Here is a 2,288-nt window from a genome sequence, read left to right as displayed (position 1 = left end):
TATATATCTATCAATTTAACGGAAGAACCAAAAGTATTTCTTATAGGAAGAGGGGAATTTTACTTACTTTTACAAAAAAAGGTCCTAATCGCAATTACGACAAGGACCTTTCTCCTATTCTTTAAAAGTCTTAAGATATTCTGTACTTTTCTATTTAACCAATACCTTTATAATAGAGCCATTAGATAATTTTACAATATTAATGCCACGTTGAGGACTGTTAATTTTACGTCCATCAATTGTATAACGTGCAATTTCTTTGAGCTCGCCCTTATTCTCAGAAATACCACCAATTCCAGCAGGATCTGATAAATAGAACTTTGCAGCATTATCAATCTTACCTTCATTATTAATTATCATAGCGACTACAGCAAGTTTATTGTAACCTGCTCTTGCAATAGCTTCTTTCAAAAGGTTTTTATTTGGCAATTTAAGAGTATAAGTATTAGTAACCACTTGGTTAGCCTTAAGTTCTTCAAGTTTTGCATTGTTTTTATGGTCTGACCCATAAGAACTAGCAAGTAAAACATCATCATAAACTAACGTTACCTTGCTATTACCATATTCACCGCCCTTACAGAAAGGAGATAGATATGAATCGTTTGAAACATTTTCGGGAGAATATTTGTAATAGTTGTTACTCTGTTTCCAAGAATTTTCTGTTCCAGTAAGTCCATCACCGATAAGCGCATATACTATTTCGTATGTCCCATTTATTAAAGGTTCAATGGTGGTAGTTGCTGTTACTTCTGTTTTATCAGTATTAAGTGTTCCTGTTACCGATACACCAACTGTTGCTATTTTTTTTAACTCTTGTTCGTAGTCGAAACTAATATCTTCATCGTTAGAACCATAGAATGGGTCTATAACATCATTCCGATTTATTCTACAGGTTGGAGCTCCACCAAAATCAAGTATCGCATAATTCCTGCAGTACATAACATCAGATTCGTTGTATTGGTGTATTGCTATACCAACAAAACTGTCAGTAAATTTATCGCGCAATTTCTTCATTCCAGCCCAACCACGTGGACACCAACCACAGCCCGTTCCTGTATTTTCTTCTACAACAACATTTCTCTTTACCTGTTTATCTACGGTAGTTAATTTACAATTTATCGACTTTTTTTCAGCCTCATTAGCCTTGCCGTTTACCTTTGTTATAGTAATAACTTTCTCAGAAACTCCTATGTTATTGTCAGCCTCAAGTGGCAAGCTCGCAGTGCACGATGCACCCATAGTTTTAACAGGAGGATTAACCTTTGCATGTTGTTCTGCCCCTACAACCCCATTGGTTGTTATTGTATAGTCGATACTATTTATTCCATCTCTGCCACCATTGAATAGAACGAGTTTACTTTTTCCTGTTGTATTCTTCACAACAACAATGTTTTGTAAAGAGGTTGGAGTAACAGAGTTTTGAGCAAACTCACCTTCTACAAGTATTTCTAATGCCAATTGTCCGAATCCTTCTTCTGCTAAATTTGTCCACTCTGTTGCTGTTTCAGAAGAACGTATAAAAAAACCATTAAGGTCTGAACCACTATGATCTACAATAGGAAACTTTGTTGTGGCTTCGGAAGCATCAGTAACGGTAAGAGTATAACCTATATATACACCGTTAGATCCAACAACGTATGGAGTATTTAATGCTACATCGTTCACCTTTCCCTGTATATCTTCACTTTCATCGCCTGCATTGAGATCTGCTTGATCTACATTCTGTACATAGTCTGCATTATTAATATCACTGGGCAAGCTTTTTGAAATCCAAACCTTTACATTGTTTGTATGTGCTTTATCGCGGAGATAAAAACGAATAGCTTTAATAGTTTTTCCAACAATTATAGAATTGCTTGGATCCACAAAAATAGCAGCATCGTATGTCTCTTTTTTAGAAACACCAACAGAACTACGTTCTTCGTTTTCTGGTTGATATCCCCACCATACTTGGTTGGCAGTAGGCTCTATTTTATTTGCTACTACCTTGTTTGTGGTTGATGCCTGTGTGGTTGTTAACTTTGCGTAACCTCTTTTATTTAGGTCTCGCTGGAATACACTCGTTTGTGCATAGGCTGAGAAGCTCAGTACAAATGCTAAGGTTAAAGTAAAAAATTTTTTCATATTCGCAGAAGTTTAAGTTAATGGCCGACTTAAAAGTACGGCACTATTGGATTAAATTACGTTTGTATGCAACAAAACAAAAAGAATCGTTTACAGATTGGTCTCGTTTTAAATTGATATTGAATTATGTGTACAAATATACATACTTATTTTGAATATATATA

The 2,288-nt window shown here is 35.2% G+C and carries 1 protein-coding gene; it reads right to left on the bottom strand.

Translation table 11 applies throughout. The features are described 5' to 3' along the window. Nucleotides 1-150 precede the first annotated feature (150 nt). On the bottom strand, nt 151-2,124 hold the full coding sequence (locus HMPREF9144_RS05850) for a hypothetical protein (protein WP_006044991.1): 1,974 nt from the start codon (nt 2,122-2,124) through the stop codon (nt 151-153). Between the last annotated feature and the right edge of the window lie 164 nt (nt 2,125-2,288).

Source organism: Prevotella pallens ATCC 700821 (genome assembly GCF_000220255.1).
GTDB lineage: Bacteria > Bacteroidota > Bacteroidia > Bacteroidales > Bacteroidaceae > Prevotella > Prevotella pallens.
The sequence above is the reverse complement of the archived record's forward strand: the minus strand, read 5'-3'. Positions and strand labels throughout refer to the sequence as shown.